This is a genomic window from Citrobacter sp. RHBSTW-00887, assembly GCF_013728095.1.
GTDB classification, from domain to species: Bacteria; Pseudomonadota; Gammaproteobacteria; order Enterobacterales; family Enterobacteriaceae; genus Citrobacter; species Citrobacter braakii.
Genome location: NZ_CP056267.1, coordinates 2,085,052 through 2,104,564, shown reverse-complemented (window position 1 = coordinate 2,104,564; position 19,513 = coordinate 2,085,052). Strand labels below are relative to the sequence as shown.

Annotated in this window: 18 protein-coding genes and 2 pseudogenes; 2 read left to right on the top strand and 18 right to left on the bottom strand. The window is 42.2% G+C overall.

Annotation, left to right across the window (positions count from 1 at the left end; genetic code table 11):
• Positions 1-34: 34 nt before the first annotated feature.
• Complete coding sequence (gene tnpA, locus HV314_RS09910; protein ID WP_041162689.1) at positions 35-469, bottom strand: IS200/IS605 family transposase; 435 nt, start codon at positions 467-469, stop codon at positions 35-37.
• A gap of 166 nt (positions 470-635) precedes the next feature.
• On the bottom strand, positions 636-1,619 hold the full coding sequence (wzzB, locus tag HV314_RS09905) for an LPS O-antigen chain length determinant protein WzzB (protein ID WP_181547943.1): 984 nt from the start codon (positions 1,617-1,619) through the stop codon (positions 636-638).
• 398 nt (positions 1,620-2,017) lie between these two features.
• Between wzzB and HV314_RS09900 the strand changes: the two are divergent.
• A pseudogene (locus tag HV314_RS09900) lies at positions 2,018-2,680 on the top strand (SDR family NAD(P)-dependent oxidoreductase); the annotation flags it as partial.
• 26 nt (positions 2,681-2,706) lie between these two features.
• Here HV314_RS09900 and HV314_RS09895 read toward each other — a convergent pair.
• Positions 2,707-3,869 (bottom strand): IS3-like element IS3 family transposase gene (locus HV314_RS09895; protein WP_085947771.1). Its coding sequence is split into 2 segments (ribosomal slippage): positions 2,707-3,608 and positions 3,608-3,869, totalling 1,164 coding nucleotides; the frame shifts between segments, so codons are not numbered across the junction.
• A gap of 63 nt (positions 3,870-3,932) precedes the next feature.
• Here HV314_RS09895 and HV314_RS09890 point away from each other — a divergent pair.
• Positions 3,933-4,283: pseudogene (locus HV314_RS09890) on the top strand (protein CapI); the annotation flags it as partial.
• A gap of 92 nt (positions 4,284-4,375) precedes the next feature.
• Here HV314_RS09890 and tnpA (HV314_RS09885) read toward each other — a convergent pair.
• The 15 genes from tnpA (HV314_RS09885) to rfbC form a co-directional block, all read right to left on the bottom strand.
• Entirely contained in the window at positions 4,376-4,810 is a 435-nt protein-coding gene (tnpA, locus tag HV314_RS09885; RefSeq protein ID WP_041162689.1) for an IS200/IS605 family transposase, read from the bottom strand.
• A 161-nt stretch (positions 4,811-4,971) separates the two neighbouring features.
• A complete protein-coding gene (ugd, locus tag HV314_RS09880) occupies positions 4,972-6,138 on the bottom strand; it encodes a UDP-glucose 6-dehydrogenase (RefSeq protein ID WP_181547942.1) in 1,167 nt (388 codons plus the stop codon).
• Between the two features lie 198 nt (positions 6,139-6,336).
• Entirely contained in the window at positions 6,337-7,743 is a 1,407-nt protein-coding gene (gene gndA / locus HV314_RS09875; RefSeq protein ID WP_181547941.1) for an NADP-dependent phosphogluconate dehydrogenase, read from the bottom strand.
• A gap of 170 nt (positions 7,744-7,913) precedes the next feature.
• On the bottom strand, positions 7,914-9,284 hold the full coding sequence (cpsG, locus tag HV314_RS09870) for a colanic acid biosynthesis phosphomannomutase CpsG (RefSeq protein WP_181547940.1): 1,371 nt from the start codon (positions 9,282-9,284) through the stop codon (positions 7,914-7,916).
• A 66-nt stretch (positions 9,285-9,350) separates the two neighbouring features.
• On the bottom strand, positions 9,351-10,778 hold the full coding sequence (gene cpsB / locus HV314_RS09865) for a mannose-1-phosphate guanyltransferase (RefSeq protein WP_181547939.1): 1,428 nt from the start codon (positions 10,776-10,778) through the stop codon (positions 9,351-9,353).
• Between the two features lie 6 nt (positions 10,779-10,784).
• Positions 10,785-11,795 (bottom strand): hypothetical protein, encoded by a 1,011-nt coding sequence (locus HV314_RS09860; protein WP_181547938.1) that lies wholly within the window; start codon positions 11,793-11,795, stop codon positions 10,785-10,787.
• A complete protein-coding gene (locus tag HV314_RS09855) occupies positions 11,788-12,384 on the bottom strand; it encodes a DapH/DapD/GlmU-related protein (protein ID WP_181547937.1) in 597 nt (198 codons plus the stop codon). Before HV314_RS09855 ends, HV314_RS09860 begins: the two co-directional genes overlap by 8 nt.
• A gap of 2 nt (positions 12,385-12,386) precedes the next feature.
• A complete protein-coding gene (locus HV314_RS09850; protein ID WP_181547936.1) occupies positions 12,387-13,421 on the bottom strand; it encodes a glycosyltransferase family 4 protein in 1,035 nt (344 codons plus the stop codon).
• Positions 13,405-14,460 (bottom strand): hypothetical protein, encoded by a 1,056-nt coding sequence (locus HV314_RS09845; protein WP_181547935.1) that lies wholly within the window; start codon positions 14,458-14,460, stop codon positions 13,405-13,407. Before HV314_RS09845 ends, HV314_RS09850 begins: the two co-directional genes overlap by 17 nt.
• Before the next feature lie 185 nt (positions 14,461-14,645).
• Positions 14,646-15,536, bottom strand: a complete 891-nt coding sequence (locus tag HV314_RS09840) for a glycosyltransferase family 2 protein (RefSeq protein WP_181547934.1) — start codon at positions 15,534-15,536, stop codon at positions 14,646-14,648.
• Positions 15,529-16,053 carry an acyltransferase gene (locus tag HV314_RS09835; RefSeq protein ID WP_233407216.1) on the bottom strand — a complete coding sequence of 175 codons (525 nt, stop codon included), beginning with the start codon at positions 16,051-16,053 and terminating at the stop codon, positions 15,529-15,531. The genes HV314_RS09840 and HV314_RS09835 overlap by 8 nt, the downstream gene beginning before the upstream one ends.
• A 62-nt stretch (positions 16,054-16,115) precedes the next feature.
• The gene (locus HV314_RS27345) at positions 16,116-16,625 is read right to left on the bottom strand and encodes an acyltransferase (RefSeq protein ID WP_320206092.1); all 510 of its coding nucleotides are present in this window, start codon (positions 16,623-16,625) and stop codon (positions 16,116-16,118) included.
• 1 nt (position 16,626) lies between these two features.
• The gene (locus HV314_RS09825) at positions 16,627-18,123 is read right to left on the bottom strand and encodes a lipopolysaccharide biosynthesis protein (RefSeq protein ID WP_181547932.1); all 1,497 of its coding nucleotides are present in this window, start codon (positions 18,121-18,123) and stop codon (positions 16,627-16,629) included.
• Positions 18,120-18,950 (bottom strand): NAD-dependent epimerase/dehydratase family protein, encoded by an 831-nt coding sequence (locus HV314_RS09820; RefSeq protein ID WP_181547931.1) that lies wholly within the window; start codon positions 18,948-18,950, stop codon positions 18,120-18,122. The genes HV314_RS09825 and HV314_RS09820 overlap by 4 nt, the downstream gene beginning before the upstream one ends.
• Before the next feature lie 8 nt (positions 18,951-18,958).
• Positions 18,959-19,504 (bottom strand): dTDP-4-dehydrorhamnose 3,5-epimerase, encoded by a 546-nt coding sequence (rfbC, locus tag HV314_RS09815; protein ID WP_181547930.1) that lies wholly within the window; start codon positions 19,502-19,504, stop codon positions 18,959-18,961.
• Between the last annotated feature and the right edge of the window lie 9 nt (positions 19,505-19,513).

Here is a 19,513-nt window from a genome sequence, read left to right as displayed (position 1 = left end):
CCCTGTAAGGGGGGCTACTTTCACCTTCCGCTTACTACTCTAGCAATTCCATCTGTTGTTCATGTGTTTGTTCCGTTTTCTCCTGATGCCGCACATATCTTCTGATAATTTCCTCGTTCACTCCTACCGTATCTACAAAGTAACCACGCGACCAAAAATGGTTTCCCCAGAGCTTCTTCCTGATGTGTGGAAAACGATTGTAGAGCCTGATGGCACTGCGACCTTTCAAATGGCCCATTAGCGTTGATATTGAGATTTTAGGTGGGACGATGACGACTAGATGTACATGATCTGGCTGGACATTTAACTCCAGAACTTCACAATCCTTGATTCCGCAGAGAATGTAGATTGTCCTGTAAAGCTCCTTGCCCAGCTTGTCTTTGAGGATCCTGAATCGATATTTTGGTGTCCAGACTATGTGGTATTTGCAACGCCAATATACATGTGATGAACTCCTGTAAAGCCCCATGTTGGTTTGTCTCCTTTTACTTGTGGTGAGTAAGCAGAGATATTCCGGCATGGGCATTCTTCAGGCTATAGCCTTACAGGATCAATCACCACCTCCCTAGGAGGTGGTTTAGGGGTGACAATGAAAAAACCGGGCACTGCCCGGTTTTTTGTTGTCAGGTTCAGGCTTACTCTGCTTTTGCGTTGTAACCACGCAACGCATTTCGCCCCAGCACCACACCAGCCCCAATCATCCCACCGAGCAGAACCGCCAGCACCAGGGTAATCGCTTTTTTCGGACTGTCACGACGAACCGGCAACGTTGGTTTCATCACATAGCGATAGGCGTGTAACTCGGTCCCCTCAAGCTTAAGATTTTCGATATCCAACAGCTTTTGCTTAGTCTGAAAGTAGTTGTCAGATAATATCAACGGACGCGTAGATTCGTGCTCAATCATGGACTTCAGGGCATCGCTACCCAATAGTAGCATGCTGTCCTGCGTAACATCCTGAGTTTGCTGAATCTGCGGCTTAATCACCCCGGCTTGTTCTGCATAACGCAGCGCTTCCTGGATTTGCTTGATTCGCAGATCTTTTTGCTCCTGAGCGACCACTTCCTGAGTTTTCAGAGAATCTTGCAACGTAGTTGTTTGCAATTTGATGTTATCAACCAGGTCAAGTTCCAGCTCTTTGGCAACCTTTTCATCTGTTTGTTGAATGTATTCAGCCAGCTGACGCTGAGCGTCTTCTGGTGAGCCAGCCACATAAGAAACCGCCAACGGTAATGGTTGCCCTTTTACAGACTGCTCAATCGATAGTTTTTCAGGCTTTTCCTGATTATCCAGCGTTTCCGCCAATGCAGAAAATGACGTGCTAAAACGGCCAATCACGTTTGCCTGTAACTCAGTAACCTTAGGGGCGCTGACACCATACAACACGTTAAGGGCGTTGTTATATGTGGCTATCTGACCAACATCCGGTTGAGTGATAATGGCTGTTGAAGTCCATTTCTCCTTAGCAACTGCCAGGTAGCCCACAGCAAGCACTACAGCAATAACAATCGCAATAACGATTGTTACTTTCCCGCGCCACAACTGTACCAGTAAATCAATCAGATCAATCTGTTCCGGATCATGACTGCGCCCGGACATGTTATTATCACTTACAGACATAGAAACCCTAGATAAGGAAAGTCTTAAACTGGGATTAGTTTAGCTATAAATTGAAGCAATGCCATAGGATTAATGATAAAAAATCAAATTGTTTGAGGGATTTTGATTGGTATTTCAATCACTACTGAAAATCAATACGATTAAACAAAAGTGTAATTACTCAAAGAACACTTTCATGAGCAAAAAAACAGCAACAATCAGATTTCATGTCCGCCAATCGTTGCCCTTTACAATTCATTTTAATGAATCCATGTCATGAATATTTACCGTCTGACCAGTAAAAATGGTAAGCGTAAAAAATATAACAATTAGCTTTTTTACCATCTAACGGTATCATTCCACTTTTTAGTAGCGCCTGTTGGTGCCTGGCTATTATTTAGCCAAAAAGAGGAATAAACATGAAATACCTGGTTACGGGTGCCGCTGGTTTTATCGGCTTCCACGTTAGCAAACGCCTCCTTGAGGCTGGCCATCAAGTAGTCGGTATTGATAATCTGAACGATTACTACGACGTCAGTCTTAAACAAGCTCGTCTGGAATTACTGGCACAGCCTGGTTTCCATTTTCATAAAATTGATTTAGCCGACCGCGAAGGCATGGCTGAACTCTTCGCATCCTGGCATTTTGAACGTGTCATTCATCTTGCCGCACAGGCTGGCGTACGTTATTCACTCGAAAACCCGCATGCCTATGCAGACTCAAATCTCACAGGCTTTCTGAACATACTGGAAGGGTGTCGCCATAATAAAATTCAGCATTTACTCTATGCCTCATCCAGTTCAGTTTACGGCCTGAATCGCAAAATGCCTTTCTCTACGGATGATTCCGTCGATCATCCCGTGTCGCTGTATGCTGCAACCAAAAAAGCCAACGAGCTGATGGCTCATACTTATTCCCACCTGTACGGATTGCCCACCACCGGGTTGCGTTTTTTCACCGTATACGGCCCATGGGGTCGACCGGATATGGCGCTGTTCAAGTTCACCAAAGCGATGCTGGAAGGGAAAAGTATTGACGTCTATAACTACGGCAAAATGAAGCGTGACTTTACCTATATTGATCCTACCCACGTAATATGGACACAGGCCTAAGCGAGGTTCTTGTTTTCAAATTGTTCCGGACTGAGGCCGCCACACCAACTGTGCCGCCGCCACCGATTGTAATCACATTCGATATAATTAAACACCGTTGCCCGCATTATTTCCCGGCTGATAAAGTGTTCTCCATGGATACATTCCACTTTCAGCGAATGAAAGAAGCTTTCCACGCAGGCATTATCGTAGCAGCAACCTTTTGCGCTCATACTTCCACGCAGATTATGCCGCTTCAGTTGCGCCTGATAATCTGCTGAACAGTACTGGCCTCCACGGTCCGTGTGAACGATAACGTTCCGGGGCCTCTTACGCCGCCACAGCGCCATCTGCAGGGCATCGCAGGCCAGTTGCGCCGTCATGCGTGGCGACATTGACCAGCCAATAACGGCACGTGACCACAGGTCAATGACCACTGCCAGATACAGCCAGCCTTCATCTGTACGTAAGTACGTGATGTCTCCTGCCCACTTCTGGTTCGGGCCACTGGCGTAAAAATCCTGCTCCAACAGATTTTCTGACACAGGCAGGCCGTGTGCGCGGTAGCTGACCGGGCTGAACTTCCGGGAGGCCTTTGCCCTCAGTCCCTGACGGCGCAGGCTTGCCGCCACGGTTTTTACGTTAAAGGGGTAACCCTGAGCACGCAGTTCATCCGTCAGGCGTGGGGCACCGTAACGCTGTTTTGACCGGGTAAAAGCCGCGAGGACAACGCTGTCGCAGTGTTGGCGGAACTGCTGACGCGTGCTTATCCTTGTCCGCCGCTGACACCACGTATACCAGCCGCTGCGGGCCACCCGGAGCACGCGGCACATTGCTTTGATGCTGAACTCAGCCTGATGTTTTTCAATAAAGACATACTTCATTTCAGGCGCTTCGCGAAGTATGTCGCGGCCTTTTGGAGGATAGCCAGCTCTTCATCCCGTTCTGCCAGCTGGCGTTTGAGACGTGCAATCTCGGTAGACATCTCCAGTTCACGTTCAGAAGACGTCTGCTGATTTTGCTGTTTACTGCGCCAGTTGTAGAGCTGTGATTCATACAGGCTGAGTTCACGGGCTGCGGCAGTAACACCGATGCGTTCAGCAAGCTTCAGGGCTTCACTGCGAAATTCAGGCGAATGCTGTTTACGGGGTTTTTTACTGGTTGATACTGTTTTTGTCATGTGAGTCACCTCTGACTGAGAGTTTACTCACTTAGCCGCGTGTCCACTATTGCTGGGTAAGATCATATCGATGATATCGCAGAAGCAATCATTCGCCTGCAGGATGTCATTCCACACGCAGACACACAATGGACGGTTGAGACAGGTACGCCAGCAGCCAGCATTGCGCCCTGGCGCGTCTACAATATCGGCAATAGTTCACCGGTTGAGCTAATGGACTATATCCAGGCTTTGGAAGATGCTCTGGGTATTGAAGCGAAGAAAAACATGCTACCACTACAGCCAGGTGATGTACTGGAAACTAGCGCAGACACTAAAGCACTGTATGAGGTAATTGGTTTTAAACCTGAAACCACGGTAAAAGATGGGGTGAAGAACTTTGTTGACTGGTATCGTAATTTCTACAAAGTTTAATTACTGACCTGATTAAAGTAAAAGACCACCTTCTTAGAAGGTGGCTTTTGAGAATGCCCCCTGTAAGGGGGGCTACTTTCACCTTCCGCTTACTACTCTAGCAATTCCATCTGTTGTTCATGTGTTTGTTCCGTTTTCTCCTGATGCCGCACATATCTTCTGATAATTTCCTCGTTCACTCCTACCGTATCTACAAAGTAACCACGCGACCAAAAATGGTTTCCCCAGAGCTTCTTCCTGATGTGTGGAAAACGATTGTAGAGCCTGATGGCACTGCGACCTTTCAAATGGCCCATTAGCGTTGATATTGAGATTTTAGGTGGGACGATGACGACTAGATGTACATGATCTGGCTGGACATTTAACTCCAGAACTTCACAATCCTTGATTCCGCAGAGAATGTAGATTGTCCTGTAAAGCTCCTTGCCCAGCTTGTCTTTGAGGATCCTGAATCGATATTTTGGTGTCCAGACTATGTGGTATTTGCAACGCCAATATACATGTGATGAACTCCTGTAAAGCCCCATGTTGGTTTGTCTCCTTTTACTTGTGGTGAGTAAGCAGAGATATTCCGGCATGGGCATTCTTCAGGCTATAGCCTTACAGGATCAATCACCACCTCCCTAGGAGGTGGTTTAGGGGTGACAATAAAAAGGCCTTTTATAAGGCCTTTTTTATGGAGACGAGATTAATCACTACCAAACAAATCGCGGGTATAAACTTTATCGGCAACATCAACTAATTCTGACGTCATGCGGTTAGAAATAATGATATCTGCTTCATTTTTGAACGCATTAAGATCACGCACTACCCGAGAGTGGAAAAATTCATCTTCCTCCATCACGGGTTCATAAATAATAACGGGCACACCCTTGGCTTTAATGCGCTTCATGATGCCCTGAATCGATGATGCCCGAAAATTATCGGAACCACTTTTCATGATCAAACGGTACACGCCGACCACCTTAGGCTTACGCGCAAGAATAGAATCTGCAATGAAGTCCTTGCGCGTACGGTTCGCATCAACGATCGCGCCAATAATGTTATTCGGTACAGACGCGTAGTTAGCCAGCAACTGCTTAGTATCTTTCGGCAGACAGTAGCCACCATAACCGAATGACGGGTTGTTGTAGTGATTACCAATACGCGGATCCAGGCACACACCTTCAATAATTTGCCGTGAGTTCAAGCCAAGACTTTCTGCATAGCTATCCAGCTCGTTAAAGTAGGCCACACGTAACGCCAGATAGGTATTAGCGAACAACTTGATGGCTTCGGCTTCAGTCGAGTCAGTAAACAGCGTCGGAATGTCTTTTTTAACCGCACCTTCCTGCAGCAACGCCGCAAAACGCTCGGCTCGTTCGGAACGTTCACCAATAACGATACGGGACGGATGCAGGTTGTCGTATAGCGCACGACCTTCACGCAGAAATTCTGGCGAGAAGAATATATTGTCGATACCTAACTGTTCTTTAATCGAGTTCGTAAAGCCAACCGGAATCGTTGATTTAATTACCATCACCGCATTTGGGTTAATTGCCACCACATCGCGAATCACCGACTCGACGCTTGACGTATTGAAGTAGTTGGTTTTTGGATCGTAGTCAGTAGGCGTCGCGATAATAACATAGTCCGCATCGCGGTAAGCATCATGCTTATCCGTCGTTGCACGGAAATTCAGCTGCTTCGTCGCCAGATACTCTTCAATCTCTTGATCAACAATCGGCGATTTTTTTTGATTCAGCATTTCGACTTTCGCCTGGACAATATCCAGGGCGACCACTTCGTGGTGCTGGGCAATCAGAATACCGTTCGACAGACCTACGTAACCTGTTCCTGAGATAGTTATCTTCATTCGCTCTGTAACTTCTTCCGGTTAAACATTTGAAGGTGAACACACCGCCAGCATTGTGGCGTATCGGCTCAGCATGACGTCAGTATATCGTGATTTGCTACAACGCTGGCTATCGGACCTGACTGAATCCCATTTTTTGGCAATAAAAAAGCCCGGAGGAGCGCTCCGGGCCTGGATTTACAGTTGGGTTAAATCAGATTAATCCAGCCATTCGGTGTGGAACACACCTTCTTTATCGGTGCGTTTATAAGTGTGCGCACCGAAGTAGTCACGCTGTGCCTGAATCAGGTTAGCCGGCAGCACCGCAGAACGGTAGCTATCGTAGTAGGCTACAGCGGCAGAGAATGTCGGTACCGGAATACCGTTCTGCACAGCGTAAGCCACTACATCACGCAGCGCTTGCTGGTACTCATCAGCGATATTTTTGAAGTACGGGGCCAGCAGCAGGTTGGCGATACCTTTGTTTTCAGCATAGGCGTCGGTGATTTTCTGCAGGAACTGCGCACGAATGATGCAGCCCGCGCGGAAGATCTTCGCGATTTCACCGTACTTCAAATCCCAGTTGTATTCGTCAGATGCGGCACGCAGCTGAGAGAATCCCTGCGCGTAGGAGACGATTTTGCCCAAGTAGAGTGCACGACGGACTTTCTCAACGAACTCAGCTTTATCGCCGGCCAGTTTAGCTTGCGGGCCGGACAACACTTTAGATGCCGCCACGCGCTGATCTTTCAGAGAAGAGATGTAGCGAGCGAATACGGACTCAGTGATCAGCGACAGCGGTTCACCCAGGTCCAGAGAGCTCTGGCTGGTCCACTTACCGGTACCTTTGTTGGCTGCTTCGTCGAGGATCACATCAACCAGGTATTTACCCTCTTCATCTTTTTTGGTGAAGATGTCTTTGGTGATGTCGATCAGGTAGCTGCTCAACTCGCCCTCATTCCACTCAGTGAAAGTGGTCGCCAGCTCATCGTTAGACAGGTTCAGGCCGCCTTTCAGCAGAGAATAGGCTTCAGCAATCAGTTGCATATCGCCGTATTCGATACCGTTGTGGACCATTTTCACATAGTGGCCAGCGCCGTCAGCACCGATGTAGGTCACGCACGGTTCGCCATCTTCCGCTACCGCAGCAATCTTAGTCAGAATCGGCGCAACCAGTTCATACGCTTCTTTCTGACCACCAGGCATGATGGATGGGCCTTTCAGCGCGCCCTCTTCACCACCGGACACGCCGGTACCGATGAAGTTAAAGCCTTCGGCTGACAGTTCGCGATTACGACGAATGGTGTCCTGGAAGAAAGTGTTACCACCATCAATGATGATATCGCCTTTGTCCAGATACGGCTTCAGGGAATCGATGGCAGCATCGGTGCCAGCGCCCGCTTTCACCATTAACAGGATACGACGAGGGGTTTCAAGAGACTCGACGAACTCTTTCACCGTGTAATAAGGCACCAGTTTTTTACCCGGGTTCTCGGCAACAACTTCCTCAGTTTTTTCACGGGAGCGGTTGAAGATGGAGACGGTATAACCACGGCTTTCGATGTTGAGCGCCAGGTTGCGCCCCATCACTGCCATACCGACGACGCCGATCTGTTGCTTGGACATTACATACTCCTGTCAGGTGTGGTCACCGCGCGACGTATGCGCGGCTTGAATTGTGGCTTAGATGTTAACTCAGTAATAGGATGAATGAATAGGCTTAGCTGATCTATATCACATTGATCGCCAAACTCTCTCCATGGAGTAAATCAGCAATTCACCTATGACACTTTTATCTATTTCCTGAGCATATCCAGAATTAGCTTCGTTTTTTCTTCCATGAGCGGGGTATCAGCGCGGGATTCCACATTCAGGCGCACCACTGGTTCAGTATTGGAAGAACGTAAATTGAAGCGCCAGTCGACAAACGACATGCTGATGCCGTCGGTTCTGTCCACCGTCAGCGCCTCGCGAGAAAAATGCTGCTCCACCCGCGCAATCGCCGTCGCCGGGTCTGCCAGCGTACTGTTGATTTCTCCGCTCGCCGGGTACGCCGCCATCCGGTCACACACCAGTTCACCGAGCGACTGCCCTTTCAGGCACAGCAGTTCAGCCACCAGCAGCCACGGGATCATGCCGCTGTCGCAGTAGGCAAAATCACGGAAATAGTGATGTGCGCTCATTTCGCCGCCGTAAATGGCATCCTCATGACGCATCCGTTCTTTGATAAACGCGTGTCCGGTTTTCGACACTACCGGTTTGCCGCCCGCCGCCGTCACCACATCCACGGTGTTCCAGGACAGGCGCGGGTCGTGAATAATTTTCGCCCCCGGATGTTTCTCGAGGAACGCTTCCGCCAGCAGGCCAACAATGTAATAGCCTTCAATAAACTGACCTTTCTCATCAAACAGGAAGCAGCGGTCAAAATCCCCGTCGAAGGCGATGCCCATGTCCGCACCGTGCTCAATCACCGCATTGCGCGTGTCTGCCCGGCATTCCGGCAGCAGTGGGTTAGGAATACCATTGGGGAAGTTGCCGTCCGGGGTGTTGTGTACCTTGATAAACGTCACTGGCACGCCCAGCGCCTTAAAGCGCGCTTCGATGGCGTCCACCACCGGCCCTGCGGCACCGTTACCGGAGTTAATCACTAGCTTCAGCGGCGTGAAGTTTTTAACATTGATGTAGCCCAGCAGATGGTCAATATAGGCATCACGGGTAGTAATGCGCTGGTAGTTGCCGCGCTTCGCATCATTCACCGGCGGGAAATCGTTGGCTTCCGCCAGGCGCTGCACGTCGCGCAGGCCGGTATCGCCGCTGATGGGGCGCGCCCCTTCCCGCACCAGCTTCATGCCGTTGTAATCCATCGGGTTATGGCTGGCGGTCACTTCGATGCCGCCGTCCACGCCCAGATGGAAAGTGGCGAAATAAATCTCTTCGGTGCCCGACATACCGATATCAAGCACGTCCACACCGGCGTCCTGCAACCCTTTCGCCAGGGCCAGTTTCAGGGATTCACTGGTCAGGCGCACATCGCCGCCCAGAACAATAGTTTTTGGCTTCAGGAATTCGCCATAAGCGCGACCAATACGCCAGGCGATATCTTCATTCAGTTCGTCACCCAACTTACCGCGAATATCGTAGGCTTTAAAACATCTCAATTGTTTCATAGGTTTCGCTCCTTCGGAGAATCATTTCCATTTCAAATAAGTAGTCATGACATGGATTAATAGTAGTCAGATTCGCCCGTAGCGATCTTTAAAACGAACGATATCATCTTCTCCAAGATAAGATCCGGAACGCACTTCAATGATATTAAGAGGTATTGTTCCTGGATTTTCGAGGCAGTGGTGCACTCCCTGAGGGATATAGATAGACTCATTTTCTCGGAGCAATTTCACTTCCTCACCTAAAGTGACCTGAGCTGTACCTGAAACTACAATCCAATGCTCCGCTCGGTGGTGATGCATCTGTAAAGACAATCCTTCACCTGGCTTCACAGTCAGTCTTTTCACTTGATACCCATTACCCGTATCGATTGAGTCATACTTGCCCCACGGACGGTATACTTCGCGGTGAATATGGTGCTCGTGGCGGCCATCCGCCTTGATCTTCTCCACCACTTTTTTAACATCTTGAACGGCGTTACGATCGGCAACCAACACAGCATCTTTGGTCTGCACCACCACCAGATCTTTCACCCCAACAGTGGTCACCAGGCCAGACTCAGCGTAGACGTAACTATTTTCCGTTGCATAGCTGATTACATCGCCATGGTGAACATTGCCGCTGAGATCTTTGTCACTGATCTCCCATAATGAAGACCAGGAACCAACATCGCTCCAGCCTGCATTCATGGGGACGACCACCGCATCAGCTGTTTTTTCCATAACAGCATAATCAATTGACTCGTCCGGACAGGCCAGAAATGCCTGTTCGTCTACCCTGACAAAATCTAGATCAGGGTCAACGACAGTAATTGCCTCTTCGCAAGCGGCCAATATATCAGGTCGGAATTTTGCCAACTCTTCCAAATAACGTGATGCACTGAACAAAAACATGCCACTGTTCCAGTAATAATCACCACTGGCGATATATTTTTTAGCCGTAATCAAATCTGGCTTTTCAACAAACTGAGCAACATCAAAGGCAAAGTTGAAGTCACTTTCAGATATGGATGCACCACGACAGATATAACCGTAACCCGTTTCAGGTTGATTAGGAACAATACCAAATGTGACTAGCTTTCCCTTCTCTGCAAGATATATTGCACTACTAACCGCTTGACGAAAAGCATCTTCATTTTTGATGACATGATCTGCAGCAAGAACAAGAATAAGAGAATCCTCAGACTGCGTAGTACGTAAAATGGTTAGAGCAGCTAACGCTATAGCAGGAGCAGTATTTCTTCCTGTTGGTTCAAGGATGATATTCTGAGTTAGTTTATCAAGCTGGCGCAACTGCTCAGCAACAATAAAACGGTGATGCTCGTTACAAATCACAATCGGGTTTTCACATGCAATACCATTAAGACGATTAACGGTTGTTTGCAGCATAGTCAGCTCTTCTGTCAGACAAAGAAACTGTTTCGGATAAAGCTCACGAGAGCGTGGCCATAACCGACTACCTGCTCCCCCAGCCATAATTACTGGAAAAAGACTCATATTTAATCAACCCTTTGTTAACAAGACATCAACCCATTCAGATAAAGATAAACATCCTGAAATTTTAACACGATCATCTTCACTAATAAGATTTTTAATATAATTTTCACATTGCTCGGTAGACCACTCAAGCCCTGTATCTCGATCAATAACCGTAACATTATTACTATTAATATGTGCTAGCACTGTTGGGTTAGTTGTCACGAGTTTGCTATTACTTTGGAGTGTTTCCCATGTACGCATCGTCAGACCCGTTTGTTTCTGATGATGGATATCAATTGTATGATGGCTTACAGTAGTAATTTCTTCTAGCTGTTTTCTTAAGATTGGTTTGAAAGTTATCCATTCTTTTGGACAAGAACGCAAAGCCGGATTTAAAATGTAATGAAAAATATACTGCAACCGACTTTGGAAATATATTTTAACATAAGTTCTGGTGAATTTTTTACCCGCCAAAAAATGAGAAAGGACATTTACACGATCACCATGATAACTACCGATAAAGCAATAATCGAATATTACTTCTTTATCGCCTGTCAATAGTTTATAATGATGATTTGAGTTATAGAAAAGGGGTAAATATGGTATTTTATATTTTTGACTATCTTTCAAATCAAAAGTATAAGTACGGTTAGATAATTCTGAAAGTGTAATAAAAGTTTTGATATTGGATATGGAATCCCACGTATAAGTCGTTATATTAATGTTATGATTATTACTTCGGAGTTTTTGTAAGAAAGAAGGAGTAATACAAGTTCCTTTTATTACTATAACTTCAGATATGGAAGATAAATCATCAGCTATAGAATCATAAATATCCCTACAGTATTTTTCTGAAAGTCTAGAAGCATAAATTGGAAAGTTGTATTTAAAAAGCGCTTTGGAAATTGATGAGCATACAGGTCTGTCAGAGAAGCTATAAATTTTATCGAAATGCTTGCTTAACTCTTCTTCCACCAATTTTTTATAATCAAAAAAATCAGGACAGATAAACAAGACAGAATTACTTTTAGTCATCACACTTGACCCATTTATTTTTATCAAAATCAAATTTCTTTATAATTCTAACTGGGTTACCAACAGCAATTGAATATTCGGGAATACTTTTAGTAACTACCGAATTAGCTCCTATTATTGAAGATTTACCAATACGTACCCCAGGTAAAACTACAACTCCTTCTCCTAACCATACATTAGATTCAATATATACTGGATTAGTATGTAACTCTCTTTCTCTACAGATTGTATCGGGATGTGAATGATTGTTGCCTGCATATTGACCATGATTTAAGTCTGTAATAAAGACCCTACTTGCAATCAATACATTATCTCCAAGACTGACACATTCCCCAGCAACAATATGGACTGAATCATTAATTTGACAATCAGAACCAATAATTAAAGCAGGTCTTTTCTTTTCACCATGTGCTTCAAGACGGCAGTAACGTCCAGTTGTAAAACCGCTGCCTATTGTGATCTGATCTTTACCGCGGATATCAAAAGGATGTCTGATAATGCGAGCATCACGACAAATTAGAAAAGTTAATGATTTATCTATAAATAAGCGTAAAACACCTATTATACCATACCGACGTAAAAAAGACATTATTATAAGAACTCCTTATAAACAGATAAGGTATCATTATAACATTTTTCCCATGAAAACTTTTTCGCTTGAATAAAACCTTCATTTCGTAATTGATGGTAGAGTGCTGTATTTTGTATATCGTTAAAAGCTTGAGAAATTATGACTGGATTAGGCTCATCCAGTAAAACAGCAGCATTTCCAGCAACTTCTGGAATAGAGGAAACATTAACAGCGATTACAACACACCCGCTGCGCATCGCTTCAATTACAGGTATGCCAAAACCTTCATATAATGAAGGATAAAGTAAGCAGAACACACGGTTGTAAATTCCATTAAGTTCTTCATCAGTGACACGCCCAAGATGTTGGTAGCGTCCTGGGATTTTACTTTCGAGAAGCTCGATTTCGTCACTTTTCAACTGTCCTCCTCCAACAATACTCAACACCAGTGAAGGAGAAAGTGCGAGAGCATCGACAGCCATGGAGAAGTTTTTATAACCACCTCTGGCACCAACAAATAATACTTCGTTAGTTTTAATAACGTTATCTATTGGATAATATTTTTCGGAAACACCATTATGAACAATACGGATTTTATTTTCAGATACAGGACAAAATCTCATCAAATCATTGGCCGTATTTTGAGATACACAAAGGATGAGATCGCTATTCCTAATCGCGCGATTTTTCTGCCAAGTATGCATCCATTGAGCTGGGCCACTACGGAAAAGCTCATAGGTAAAATCATGGACCGTCGTAATTATTTTTGACTGTTTCTTATTTACTGGCAAACGATAATGGGTGGAATGAAATATCGTATTTTGAACAAATTCATTAATGTTAACATCACGCCAGCGTTCTTGAGTACGTAAAGTACGATGAGAGACATGAGTATTATTGCCATTTAGTGTTATATTCTCATAGCTGTTATTATATCTTATATAGTTTAATTTATGATTATCTTTTTGATAAAACGATAATATCTGATCAAAATAAACCGTACAACCACCGCCATTTTGTAGGTTTTCAATGATGCCATCAATGACTAGTTTCATAAGAAATCTCTTTTTGCACAACTTTATTAGATATGAAATATAAAACCGAAGCAATTAAAAAGAACATCCCAGGTGTAAAATAACCAGCCCCTCGAATAAAAAACTCAAGGAAGCTTGATAAATAAAAACTGGAAAAAAGCAATGTCTTTTTATCTACTTTAAAACGTTCTCGCCTAACTGCAATAAAAATCCTGACCCATCCCACAAGGTATAGCAATACGATGAGAATACCAAAAACCCCAAATTCACCGATAATCTTTGGCGCAGTTGCACCGGCATCGAATTGATTGATATAAATATTAAGCATTTCAAAAATTTTGTTAGATATATTTCCGTATATAGTGGATATACCATATTGTTGAAAACCTGCACCGATTGGACTCTGCTGTAAGGTCAGAAACGCATTATCCCATCCCTGCATGAGAACAAGTGCAGATAAATTATTAGTATCACTGGATAAATCCAGTCGATCTCTATAATAAACAAAAAAATCGCTTTCGATAAATATATAAACAAGGATCGCGAACAAGCAAAATATAACAAACGCTGGTAAAAGATGTTTTGCTGAAACCACATAGGCCAATACTACTGCAAGAATCATTGTGAAATTCTGAATGTATGTTCCCCAAAGCCCAAATAGTAATAACAAAATTAATCGTAATGGACTTCTAATATTATTAAACGAAAAATATATGAGTAATGGTGCACAGACCAGAGCAAAGTGCGAAGGTTCTTGGAATAAAAAAGTAGGTTTTTCCAACATCGTATTGAAAAAATCTATCTTTGTAAAGCTAATCATCGCATTGAATATAATAACATACAATATAAATAAAACCGTGGAATGGATATCAATTTCCGATGTATCATTAATTGTGTTTTTAACAACAGAAGCTGCACTTGCTGATATAATAATAAAAATAAAACTTAACAGGAACTTAGGAAAGTCGGGGTGAGTTAACTCTCCACCAAATATAAAATTCACTAGAGCGAAATGCAGAACGATAAAAAAGAAAAAGGATACTAGCAGTAGAATAAGCATTAGATCCTTATTACTAAACACAATTCTCTGTCTCTTAATCAGAACTCGCACAAATATAATGACAAGTGAACTAATTACTATTCCTATTGTAAATGAAGACTGATGCGCCAGTATCATTAGTAATGAAGGTGAAAATATCACCATGGAAGCCATCAGGGATAAATTGATAACATTCAATCGGATTTTCATTTCATTTTTAAACCATCAATGAGACCTTTACGAATAGCTTTTTTCTGAGTGTTAGAGGTCATCAATATAATATATATTCTAGTCAGTAGTACAAAACTTAAGGCAATATAACGTTTGAATCCCTTCAGATTTTTTCGAATAAAATAAAGACGATTACGCGTTAAATGATACATTCCGAAATAGGAAAGATCTCCACCGGTACTTGCACCAACTTTATGATAAATAATAAGGGATGAAATAACGTTCGCTAAAAACCCTGCTTTATAAGCGCGGAAAAGGAAGTCTGTATCATCATAATAAGCAAAATATTTCTCATCCATTTCACCGACAACTTCCCAAAGACGACGTGATACCATTAAGAAACATGTAGGCGCATAGGCATGCTGGTGAACTTCTTGATAATCAGATATATTATATTCTTTATCGATATTATTATGTGGTGCTAATGCTTTAAACTCATCGAAATAACCGCCACAATACCATATCTTTTTTTCAGGATAATTTAAAATTGTTGGTCCAACCATATCTAGTTTTTTGGTTTCTGCTTCTAAAACTAACCTATGCAATAGATTCGGATCTTCAAATATCAAATCATTATTAAGAAAAACGATGTAGTCATATCCGTGAACATATGCCTCCTTCGCCCCTTGATTATTTCCAGCTGCGACACCGACATTCACTCCATGATTATTAATAAAATGAGTCGGAATGTTGAAATCTGTACTTAGTTTCTTGGCTAATTCTATAGATTCCGGTGATGAGCTGTTATCAACGACATACAAGAGATAATTATTATAATTTTGAAGAGCAAGGCTGGAAAAGAAATCTGATAAAACATCGGGTGAATTATATAAAACAGTCACTAGCCCAATCTTAGGGTTATTCATATTTATAGTTTTCCCATCTGTTACTCTTTAAATTTAATGACTTTATAATTCGTGCAGGATTACCGGCCACTACGCAATTATCCGGTATATCTTTTGTTACAACCGATCGTGCCCCGACTACACAATTTCTACCTATTTTAACGCCAGGATTGATATGTGAGCCAAAACCGATAAAACTATTATCACCGATTGAGACAGGCAAGAATTTATTAGAAATACGATTACCAATTTTTTCAATTTCGTATTGTTCGTCGAATGGGTGGATAATATCGACAATAGAGCAGCAACCTGTTATAGAAACATTATTCCCAATTTTTATATTGTCTTTTGCCACGATGTGTACATATTGTTCGATATTAACATTATCACCGATATCAATAACAATACCCTTGCCACTATTTAAAACCTCAATTCTGGCACCATTTCGAATAAGAACATTGCGACCTATCGCAACACGAGAAGTATTGACCATAAGCAATGGTTTTATAATACGACTCCCATTGCCAAATTTAGCCATGATAATCCGATATCGTATAAGATCGATAAAATACATAATCTTATTACAGATTTTTTTTAATATCATGGTGCAACCCATTCTCCGGTATTTTTGTTGTAGTGTTTAATTATACGTGCTGGATTCCCGGCAATCATAACAAAACCAGAGGGAAAAGATTTTGTCACAACAGCACCTGTCCCAACGATGGTCCAACTACCCAATTCTACCCCAGGTAGAATTTTTGCACCAAACCCAATAAATACATTATCCTTAAGCACTATTTCCCCTTTATCAATATCTTTCTGGGAAAGAATTGGACCTGCTAAAGGCTCCATTCCATGCGCCAACGTGCTTAAAAAAACATAATCGCTTAGTACCGAGTTCTCACCAATGACAATTTTTGAATTTGTATGAATATTAGCGTATCGACCGATATAAACACCGGACTCTATCTCTATTGAAGCTTGCGAATTATCACGGATGATGAACGTTGCACCATGATGGATAAATGCTGATTTATCGATATTAACTCTGCGGTCAGTTAAGTATGAATATTTTATTTTGTAATATACGTTTAATATTCTGCTTAGCACATTACCTCCCTAATATATGCTTTATTTCTATTGTGTTTTTTAAAATAAATATTGCAATCAAAACTAAAAGTACAACCATAGACGTGGAAAATATCATATATTCCGTTCCGTCAGTTATGTTCATTTTTACCTTCATAATTGACAGGATTACCGTAAACAGAGCTAGTGGTCCACCTGCCAGCAGTAACCTATAGCGAAGCCTGCTCCCTTCCTGGGCAGAGATCCCTATTAGTTTGAATGAATAAATAAGCATGATAAGGGCAGTTGATATTGCCAAGGATATTGCAGAAGCATATATACCGTACTTACTAACAAACACATATGTAAGAACCACACTTACTACTCCTTCAAGTAATGGTAAGTACATAATTTCATTTTGTTTGCCCTTGGCCAGGTAAACGAGTCCCAGCGGTGAACCAATCAATCGAGTTAAGTTAGTCAGCAGTAAAAATGAAAAAATAGGATATGTCAGTATCGCCACATTATACCCTACCCATAATTCCATTACATATTTACCAATAAAAAAATTAGCGATCAGGATAAAGAATGAAAGATATAAAAGTGTTTGCGATAGCAAAAATACAAAGCGATCAAGCGCATTTTTATCGTCCCGATGAACCATTTTAACCAAAGGCTGTAATACTGGAGTAATCGCTGCATTCAAAAAGCCAACCACAGCAGTTACTAACGTAATCGACAATGCATAATATGCATATTCTTTGAATGCAAATTTGCCAATCAAAACACTATTAAGGTTCACAATTAAGAATGTGGATAGGTTAAAAATGAAAACTCCTAAACAATAATTAATAAACCCACTGAATTTAATATTTTCTAATGATTTATTACATTGCATATTCCCAATAATATTTAAAACACTAGCTTTCCTATATAAAAGATATGTTATTATATAGGAAAAAGTATTTATCGTTAAAAACACACATGCCATTGTAAGCATACTGTATTTTGCGGATAAATAGATCCCTACCCCAAGAATTACACGTGAAGTTAAGTTTATATATGCTGGTATTTCGTTTTTCTCAATCCCAGTGAAATAACCATTATATGAACTGGTAATTAATCCTAAAATAAAAGAAAGAGAAACAATAAAAAAAACAATAGGAGCAAAAGGAGAATCATCCTGCTTTATAGCATTAAAGATCTCATAAAAATTATAATAGATAAAACAAAGAACAGTAACTGATATCAGCACACCAAGCAAGGATACGATTAATCCATAATTGATTACACGACGAACTTGTAATTCATTCTGCTGTGCTTTCGCTAATGTTACGTAACGTGCAACAGACAATTGTCCAGTAAAACCAACTAATGAAAAAAAAGCACCAACTTGCAAAGCCAAAGACCAAATGGCAAAATCATTTATTGATAGTATTTTAATCAATAAAGGGGATATAATTATCCCCAAAATTACATTTGAAAAACCATTTATTACATTTGATATGGCATTTTTTATGAGTCGATTGAACCCACTCATTGATAGTTTACCATCTCAGCTCGGAAACGAGTCACCATGTTTTCGATATCATCAAGAACGTTTCTTGGATTATAGTCTGGTATAACAGATTTAAGAATACTGATGTCGTTAACGGGAAAGACTTCTCTTGGGAAGTTACGCTCGTGCCAAGTTATTGTACAATTTGTTGTTCGAATCAGTACATCAGCAATCTGCTCTGCAGAAATATTATATCCAGCAGCTATGTTATAAATATAGCCATATGCGTTCTTATTCAGTGATAAGTTGATGCAAACCTCTGCTACATCCTCGACAGACACATAATCTTTTTCATAATGTCGATCAATGAACATATCGATATGACCATTATTAATTGCATTACGTGTAATTGATGGTAAGAATAGCGGGCTATTCAAAGCTACGCCATAGACATTACTTGGTCTGACAATAACAATATCTTTTCCGCTTTTAAGACATAGCTCTTCTGATACAAGTTTTGTCAGATTAAATAGCCGACGTGCATCATCCTCACTAACAACCAAATCAGCATTTTCTCGTGTGTCACTGCCATTCATGTAAACACGGGTAGAAGACATAAACACCAAACGATTAAATTTCGAATACTGTAAAATATCAGACAGAAGTGCGCAGTTAGCCTGGTAGACACTAAATGGTGTGTTTTGACAATCACCATTGCCGGCACAATAAATAACGGTGCCCAGATCTTTTGTAAATATGGTTTGCTCGTCTCGTTGTGGAACCCAAACATCGTGTTTCATTTTTTTTAACTGTTCGACGATTTCGTTACCAATGAATCCCCGGCCACCAATTACTGTATACTGCGCCATTTTTACCATCACTCCTTAATATTTTTAGTTATTTGTTCTAATGAAGGAAGAACTTTGTCTTTCTCAGATAGAATTGGATCTTTAATGGGCCAATCAATATTCACAATTGAGTCGCTCCAAATTAATCCGCCTTCATCAGATGGATCATAGAAATCTGTGCATTTATATTGAAAATCAGCACTGTCACTTAACACACAAAAGCCGTGAGCAAAACCCGGGGGAATGTAAAACTGAATTTTGTTTTCTCCAGTTAACAGAATAGATTCATACTGACCAAATGTCGAAGAACCAAATCGGAGATCAACCGCGACATCGAAAACCTCTCCCTGAGTGACAGTTACCAGTTTCCCTTGGGGTTTCGTTTTCTGAAAATGGAGTCCTCGTAATACACCTCCTGTTGAACGAGAGCGGTTATCCTGAACAAATTCCTCCTTAATACCCGCGTCTTTGTAGCGTTTCGCATGAAATGTCTCATAAAAGAATCCACGTTCATCACCGAAAACTCGAGGTTCAATAACCAGTACACCTTCCAACTTTGTTTTAATAACGTTCATTATGAAATG